This window comes from Clostridium sp., assembly GCF_040797585.1.
Taxonomy (GTDB): Bacteria; Bacillota; Clostridia; order Clostridiales; family Clostridiaceae; genus Clostridium_Z.
Map to the genome: position 1 here is coordinate 1 of NZ_JBFNEO010000131.1, position 8,042 is coordinate 8,042.

The window sequence follows — 8,042 nt, forward strand, 5'->3', positions numbered from 1 at the left end:
CTTAAAAAATTAAAGTTTTAAAAATATTCCAATTTTAATAACCTTGAATAAGATTAACTTATATTCTTTGCATTAACATATATTATATCTAACTTTAAATGTTTTTAAGTAATAAAAATATTTAAATTAGAAATAATATTATTAATGTAATAATTATAGCATATAAAAAATTGTGTTCAATGGATAATTATTATTAAGTGAAAATATTTTTTGAAATCTGTTGACAAAATCCAATATAACATTTATTATTAAATTGTAGTGATTACAAAATGATAGTGAATACAAACTGAATCTAGATTGAATATAAATTTTTAGTATATTGGAGGTAGTTTTTATGGCAATAAATAATTTACAAAAGGAACTTAACATGTTTTTATCTAACCTAGGAGTATTAAATATAAAACTTCACAATTTACATTGGTATATAAAAGGTCAAGGTTTCTTTGAATTACACAAACTTTTTGAAAAACTTTATAATGAAGCTTCAGCACACTTGGATGAGGTAGCTGAAGGAATATTAATACTAGAAGGAACTCCTTTCGCATCTTTAAAAGAGTATTTAGATAATGCTACTATAAAAGAAAGAGAAGTAGGTAGTGTATCAGCTAAGGAATCAATAAGCATAGTTGAAGAAGATTATAAGTTAATGTTAAGACATGCTAAAGAAATATTAGAAATAGCAGAAGAAGATAAGGTTCAAATTATAGTAGATATGATGGCCGGATTTATTGGATCCTATGAAAAATTCCTATGGATGGTAAGAGCATACAATAGTTAATAAAATAAGATAATAAATTAGCACTAAATAATTAGTTATTTAGTGCTAATTTTATTTTTATAATTTAGTCATAAGACTTTATATCCATATATTTTTAAAGTATAAGAGAATATTTAATAAATATATTAGTTCTAAGATAAAAGTAATATTTATATTGAAATAAACCTATAATTCTAAAAAAATCAAGGGTTAGTAATTCTAAAAAATTTAATTAGATTATAACAATAGCATATTCTAGAGACAAGGGGAAACAAATATCATCAATAGGTATTTATAAAGTAAATTTATATATACTAATAGATAAAATATAAAAACAAACAAAAAAATATATTTTTTATAGATGAAATGTAAAAAAAATACTATAGTATTAAGGTAAATAATAAATTTATATAATTTTTTAGATAATAAGGTAATTTATTGTATAATTATATTAAATAACTATATTTGGGGTGATATATATGACTAAGAAGAAAAGAAGTTTTCCAACAGCCTTTACAGTTCTTTTTATAGTGCTAATTGCTGTAGCTATTCTTACTTATATAATTCCAGCAGGAGCCTATTCAAAGTTAAAGTACGAGGGAGAAAAGAAGGTTTTTTCTATAACTAAACCTGATGGCTCAGTTGAAGAAAAACCCGGGACACAAGATACACTAGATGAATTAGGAGTTAAAGTAAATATTGAAAAGTTTACCGATGGAAGCATCTATAAAGCAGTTGCTATACCAGGAACTTATGAAGAGGTAAAGAGTAATCCACAAGGAGTCATTGATGTAATTAAAGCACCAATAAAAGGAGTATATGATACTATTGATATTATAATGTTTGTTTTCATAATTGGTGGAGTTATTGGTGTTTTAAACAGTACAGGATCTTTTGATGCAGGGATGGCAAGTCTTTCTCGTGCAACTAAGGGAAGAGAATTTTTACTTATTGTAGTTGTTACATCTCTTATATCATTAGGTGGAACAACCTTTGGCTTAGCAGAAGAGACCATAGCATTCTATCCTATATTAGTTCCCGTATTTATGGCAGCGGGATATGATGCTATAGTTTGTATAGCTGCCCTTTATATGGGTTCATCCATAGGAACCATGTTTTCAACAGTAAATCCATTCTCCTCAGTTATTGGTTCTAATGCTGCAGGAATAGACTTTACTCAGGGACTTACTATTAGGGCAGTAGGACTTATTATAGCCACCATAATAACTATAATTTATATTATCAAGTATGGTAAGAAAATAAAGTTAGATCCTAGAAAATCCTTAATTTATGATCAAAAAGAAGAGATAACAGAAAAATTCTTAAAAGGATATGATCCTAATAATGTACCAGAATTTAATGGAAGACGTAAACTTATGCTTATAATATTTACATTAGCTTTTGGAGTTATGATATGGGGAGTATCATCTAAGGAATGGTGGTTTACTGAAATGACTGCTTTATTCTTAGTGGTTGGAATAATAATAGGAGCAATCTCAGGAATGGGAGAAAAGGCCTTCGTTGATAAATTTGTAGCTGGAGCAGGAGATCTTATAGGTGTTGCTTTAACCATAGGAGTAGCAAGAGCTATAAATTTAATAATGGATGGTGGTCTTATATCGGATACTATACTTAATGCATCTTCAGAAGCAGTTACAGGTATGAACTCAGGTATCTTTGTAATTGTAATGCTTATTGTGTATATAGTTTTAGGATTCTTTATACCATCATCTTCAGGTCTTGCAGTTTTATCAATGCCTATTATGGCACCTTTAGCAGATGCTGTTGGACTTCCAAGAGAGGTAATAGTTAGTGCATATCAATATGGTCAAGGGCTCATGGCATTCATAACACCCACAGGATTAATTCTTGCAACCTTAGCCATGGTAGATGTTACTTATGATAGATGGCTTAAATTTATCATGCCTCTTATGGGTTATATAGGAATACTGGCAGCGGTGATGCTTTTAGTTCAATCATTGTTTTAAATAGAACGAATCTTCCTTCAGGTGGTGTTCTTTCAATCATCTGAAGGTTATATAAGTTAATCTAGGAGCGTACCAAATGTGATCCCCCACCTTTTATTTAAGAAGATGGGGGTGTTACAGCTCCTAGACATCAGATAAATAACTTTAAAAATTGGGCTATGGCACAAAGAATAAAAACTACAATATATTGTGGTTAGATTTCTTAATGCTACAGCCCAATTTTTATTTAACCATAAAATTTACCATATAAGAATTGTGCAACTAGATATTATATTATTTTCTGGTTAGGATATTAGAATTTATAGAAGGCATTTCAGTTATAGTTTCTTTTTTACTTACTATATTTTTTTTCTTATTTAAGCAAATGGCAGATGCTCCAACCACTCCTATTCCAAGTAATGCTAAAACTAATTTTTTCATAATATATCCTCCTTATGTATTAAAATATATTAAATGACTAAACCTCTTTAAACAACTAAAAATTACTCTAATCTATCTAGTCATTCTTGCCTAATATTCTAAAATAAATCAAAGATTAAGAATTATTTATAGATTTATTTTCATACATATATTAAGTTTTATATTTACCCTAATAAAACTAAGAGGTATAAACTTATAAACTTATTTTAGCCATAATAATATATAGGAACAATTTAAAAACCTTACAGTATATAACCTAAGCTTACATTATTGTAAGACTATTTTGAGTAATATAATAATTTGTTTTTAAAAATCTAATTTTTACTATCTATTATAAATAAAAATAATGTAATATTATAATGTAGTAGATCACATTATTTTTAATTAGGGGGTATTTTCATGAATAATAAGTTTTGGCTAACAAATGTTTTTCTTGAGGATGGTTTTATTAATCATACTGAAGAGATTAAGACTACTAAAACTAGTAAATACAGCATATTAGTAGAGAATGGGAAGATAGTTAAAATTCAAAAGGAAAAAATCCAGGAAGAAAATGTTGAGATTATAGACGTAAGAGGGTTATTGGCATTACCAACTTTTACTGATAAACATATACATTTAGATAAGGGTCATTTTGGAGGACCATGGAAAGCTTGCACACCTTTTAAGGGAGTTGGAGATAGAATAAGAGAAGAAGAGGAATTCTTAGAAAACTTCCTTCCAGAAACCACGTGTAGGGCAGAAGAACTATTAAAATTAATAACTAATAATGGAGTTACCCATGCTAGAGTACACTGTAATGTAGATCCAATCATTGGACTTAAGAATTTAGAAAGGGTTAAAGAGGCCCTTGAAAACTTTAAGGATAAACTTACCTATGAGTTAGTGGCCTTTCCACAGCATGGATTATTAAGAAGTGACTCTATTAGGCTTATGAAAGATGCTATGAATTGGGGAGTTAACGTAGTTGGAGGTTTAGATCCCGCTACTATAGATAAAAACATAGAAAAATCTCTTGAAGTTATGATGGATATAGCGGTGGAGTTTAATTCAGATGTAGATATACATATACATGATGGAGGAAATCTGGGAGTATATACTATAAATAGATTAGCAGATTTTACTGAAGAGGCTAAGTGGCAAGGAAGAGTTAATATAAGCCATGGTTTCTGTATGGGAAATGGTCCTGTAGAGGAAGTTAATGAGTTAGTAGATAGATTAGCTCATTTAAATATAAGTGTTGCAAGTACTTGTCCCATAGATGCACCAGCTCCACCAATACCATTATTATATGAAAAAGGAGTAAAGACTTATATAGTTAATGATAATATAAATGATCATTGGAGTCCTTTTGGTACTGGAGATTTGGTTCAAAAAGCTAGCAGAATGGCAGAGAAGTTTTCTTGGATTGATGAGTACTCTTTAACAAGAGCATTAGGATTTATAACAAATGGAGAAACTCCTTTAAATGGAAGAGGAGAAAGAGTTTGGCCTAGAATAGGGGAGGAAGCAAATATATTATTTGTAGATGCTTCTTGTTCAGCAGAAGTTATTGCTAGAAGAATTCCAAGAAAGGCAGTTATGTTTAAGGGGAATTTAGTATCAGGAGAGTTAGATAGGAATAAGTAACATATGTAAGAAACTTTAAAAAATTCAATGTATAAGTAATATAAAAATTGGGCGAATATAAAAATGTTGCTCTTAAGTAAAGGGAATATAAGGTATGAAATTTATTTAGATATATAGGCAAAAAAGAAAAATATATATATTTAAAAATCTTAATTCAGAAAATTAAGATTTGATATTGGAAGAGATTCTCTTAAAATAAACAGTAGGTATTCAATAAGGGTATTAGAGTTATTATAACAAGGGGAAACTAAGTAAAATAGGGGGATAAGGTTGATAGCTATATTTAAACTTCTTGTAGGAAATTTAAATAAATTCCTTATATATATTCTAAAATCAATGTATTGTATAAAAAATGTATTTATTTAGAATAATGAAATATAACAGGAATGTAGTTGAAAAAATTAGATTTTAATGGTAAAATAACTTCATGCTTTAAATAACACATAAAGGCATAAGATTTTTGAATGTTAACATTCCTCTAAAAAAGAAATGTTAAATCATTTAAGATCTTATCATAATTCTAGGAGGAATGTTAAAATGGCAGATAAGACTATCGTATGTAAAGATTGTGAAAAAGAATTCGTATTCACTGAAGGAGAGCAAGAGTTCTACAAAGAAAAAGGATTTGAGAATGAACCACAAAGATGTCCTGATTGTAGAAGAGCTAGAAAGCAACAAAACAACAGAGGATTCAGAAGATAATAAGCTTTTGATATTTAAACCCTATAGATTTATCTATAGGGTTTTTTATATAGCTCCTTGTATTAGTTAAATTATAGCTCTAAAATTATTAGCTATTTACCATTGAAGTGCATAATTTAAAATAAATAATTTAACTAGAATGTTAGATAAAGTATATTAAATATAGGAAAATCATATTGATATAGATTGTGTATATACATATACTATTATATATAGATTGGAGTAATCATTAGTATTAAGAAGTGATTTAATAGTATTATTCATAGAGTAAATCTTTAATGGATATACAGGTTTAATTTTAGCTTATATAATTTTTTAGGCTTTTGTATAATGATATAATTTGATTATCTAGTATAAACTTAATTGTAAGAGAGGGTTGCAAATATGAAGAAAAAATGTCTTATTACTTTTGGAGTTAATGATAAGTGTAAAGAAGATATAGAAGCTTTAGGATATGAAGTGTTTTATGAAAAAGAAAGTTCAATAGAATTTAAGCCTTATATGGAAGAGGTTGAGATATTAGTTTGTTACAATCCTTTTGAGAAGTTAGATATATCAAAGATGAAGGCTTTAAAATGGATACAGTTATCTAGTGTTGGTTTTGATCAATTACCAAAGGACTATATAAAAGATTTAACCATTACAAATAATAAAGGTGGATATGGAATCCCCATGGGAGAATGGATAATACTTAATATTCTAGAATTGTATAAGAGAAGACCATATGCTTATAGGAACAAAGAGAAGAGAAAATGGCATATGGATTTTAAGGTGAGAGAGATTTTTGGTAAAACCATAGGGTTTATAGGAACTGGAGCAATTGCAAAGGAAGCAGCCAGAAGGCTACAGGGTTTTAGTACTAAAGTTATAGGGGTAAATACTAAAGGTACACAAGTAGAATTTTTTAATTCTTGTTATGCTATGAAGGATTTAAACAAGGTTTTAAGTGAAAGTGATGTTATAGTAGTAACTTTACCTTATACAGAGGAAACTCATCATTGTATAAATAAAGATAAATTAAATATGATGAAGGATGATGCTGTATTTATAAATGTATCCAGAGGAGCAATAGTGAAGGAAGAAGATTTAATACAGCATTTGGAGTCAGGGAAGCTACTTGGGGCAGCACTAGATGTTTTTGAAGAAGAACCTCTTAAGGAGAATAGTCCTCTCTGGGATATAGATAATGTGGTTATAACCTGTCATAATTCATGGATATCAGAGGTTATGGATGATAGAAGATGGGAGCTTTATTTTGAAAACCTTAAGAGATATAGTGAAGGAAGAGAATTATTAAACTTGGTTAATATTTCTAGGGGATATTAATCTTTTCTAAAGAAATTTTACTATATGTTTTTTAATAAGGGTTATTTATGAAAATTAAACCTATATAAAGATTAAAGGTAAATTCACTAATGAAATATATGAAAATATACTTAACTTATTACTTTAGAAGTATTTTACTATTACTTTATAGAAAAGTAAAAATGTGGAGGTGATAGCCTATGAATATAACCAAGGCTTCTAGAGTTACAGGATTAACTAAAAGTCAGTTAAGGTTTTATGAGGAAGTAGAATTAATAAATCCAGAAAAGAATAAAAATAATGGTCAGAGAGATTATAATCATGAAGATTTAAAAACGGCGCAGTTAGTAGACAGATTAAATATCTTAGATTTTAGTATGGAAAGCATAAAAGATTTATTAAATAGTGAAAAAAGATTAATTGAAGTTATAAAAGAAAAAATATCTTATTTAGAGATAAACAATAATGACTTACAGAGAATAAAAAATATAATAAACCTAGAGTACTTAGATAAGGATAAAGAAAACTTAATAGAGAATATTATAGAGATAATAAAGGCTATAGAGGATTACAAGGAAGAAACAGATAAAGAGTATATAAAACAAAAGATTCTAAAGGTTTTCCCAGGAAACTATGGAAAGTTAGTTCTATTTCAGTTAGGACACTTCCTAAGTACAGAACTCAATTCAGAAGATAAGAAAACATCCTTTAAGAAGGTTATTACTTACCTGGATAATCTAAACAACTATAAAATCCCCAAGGACATGGATAACTTATTAAATACGCTAGATGATGATATCTTATTAGAGCTTCAAAAGGAAAAAAGAAGTACAGTTCTAGCAGTTATTAATAATGATCTTAAAGAAATAGAGAAGATTAAAACAGGGATATTAGATTTTATTAATAATATAGGTAGTAATGATAAATATAGAGAGATGTATTTAAAGAGTAAAAGAAGAAATAAGACTTTAGAGGATAAGCTTAAGGAAAAAGGAGTATATGAAGACTTCAAGACATATTTTAAAGTTTTAAGTGATGAGTATGTACCCTATTTAAACTCTGTAGAGAATATAGAAAGATCACTTAATATATCATATGATGAAGATGGTGTTCCCTGTGTTTTAAGATAAAATTATATAGATATTAATAAAAAACAGCTTAGAAATAGATTTTTAAGCTGTTTTTTATGTTGGCTAGGATGTAATGTAAAAGATTTTTATATGTTTATATTTACTTAATAG

Annotated in this window: 7 protein-coding genes; 6 read left to right on the forward strand and 1 reads right to left on the reverse strand. The window is 28.0% G+C overall.

Annotation, left to right across the window (positions count from 1 at the left end; all coding sequences use genetic code 11):
* Positions 1–334: 334 nt before the first annotated feature.
* Together AB2369_RS09100 and AB2369_RS09105 are read left to right on the forward strand one after the other, a co-directional pair.
* Complete coding sequence (locus AB2369_RS09100; protein WP_367666168.1) at positions 335–778, forward strand: DNA starvation/stationary phase protection protein; 444 nt, start codon at positions 335–337, stop codon at positions 776–778.
* Between the two features lie 458 nt (positions 779–1,236).
* Complete coding sequence (locus AB2369_RS09105; protein WP_367666169.1) at positions 1,237–2,745, forward strand: YfcC family protein; 1,509 nt, start codon at positions 1,237–1,239, stop codon at positions 2,743–2,745.
* A gap of 273 nt (positions 2,746–3,018) precedes the next feature.
* On the opposite strand, the gene AB2369_RS09110 is transcribed toward AB2369_RS09105, so the two are convergent.
* Positions 3,019–3,165 (reverse strand): hypothetical protein, encoded by a 147-nt coding sequence (locus AB2369_RS09110; RefSeq protein ID WP_367666170.1) that lies wholly within the window; start codon positions 3,163–3,165, stop codon positions 3,019–3,021.
* A gap of 399 nt (positions 3,166–3,564) precedes the next feature.
* Between AB2369_RS09110 and AB2369_RS09115 the strand changes: the two genes are divergently transcribed.
* The 4 genes from AB2369_RS09115 to AB2369_RS09130 all read left to right on the forward strand — a co-directional run bounded on the left by AB2369_RS09115 (position 3,565) and on the right by AB2369_RS09130 (position 7,931).
* A complete protein-coding gene (locus AB2369_RS09115; RefSeq protein WP_367666171.1) occupies positions 3,565–4,794 on the forward strand; it encodes an amidohydrolase in 1,230 nt (409 codons plus the stop codon).
* 537 nt (positions 4,795–5,331) lie between these two features.
* Positions 5,332–5,496: a zinc-ribbon domain-containing protein gene (locus AB2369_RS09120; protein WP_367666172.1), complete on the forward strand. Its 165-nt coding sequence runs from the start codon at positions 5,332–5,334 to the stop codon at positions 5,494–5,496.
* Positions 5,497–5,880: 384 nt separating this feature from the next.
* Positions 5,881–6,822, forward strand: coding sequence for a phosphoglycerate dehydrogenase (locus AB2369_RS09125; protein ID WP_367666173.1), 942 nt, complete (start codon positions 5,881–5,883; stop codon positions 6,820–6,822).
* A 179-nt stretch (positions 6,823–7,001) separates the two neighbouring features.
* Positions 7,002–7,931: a MerR family transcriptional regulator gene (locus AB2369_RS09130; protein ID WP_367666174.1), complete on the forward strand. Its 930-nt coding sequence runs from the start codon at positions 7,002–7,004 to the stop codon at positions 7,929–7,931.
* Positions 7,932–8,042 lie beyond the last annotated feature (111 nt).

Excerpts from the sequence above, each read along its gene's own strand:
- AB2369_RS09125 (WP_367666173.1), top strand. The coding sequence starts at position 5,881 with ATGAAGAAAAAATGTCTTATTACTTTTGGAGTTAATGATAAGTGTAAA.
- AB2369_RS09115 (WP_367666171.1), top strand. The coding sequence starts at position 3,565 with ATGAATAATAAGTTTTGGCTAACAAATGTTTTTCTTGAGGATGGTTTT.
- AB2369_RS09120 (WP_367666172.1), top strand. The coding sequence starts at position 5,332 with ATGGCAGATAAGACTATCGTATGTAAAGATTGTGAAAAAGAATTCGTA.
- AB2369_RS09105 (WP_367666169.1), top strand. The coding sequence starts at position 1,237 with ATGACTAAGAAGAAAAGAAGTTTTCCAACAGCCTTTACAGTTCTTTTT.
- AB2369_RS09100 (WP_367666168.1), top strand. The coding sequence starts at position 335 with ATGGCAATAAATAATTTACAAAAGGAACTTAACATGTTTTTATCTAAC.
- AB2369_RS09130 (WP_367666174.1), top strand. The coding sequence starts at position 7,002 with ATGAATATAACCAAGGCTTCTAGAGTTACAGGATTAACTAAAAGTCAG.
- AB2369_RS09110 (WP_367666170.1), bottom strand. The coding sequence starts at position 3,165 with ATGAAAAAATTAGTTTTAGCATTACTTGGAATAGGAGTGGTTGGAGCA.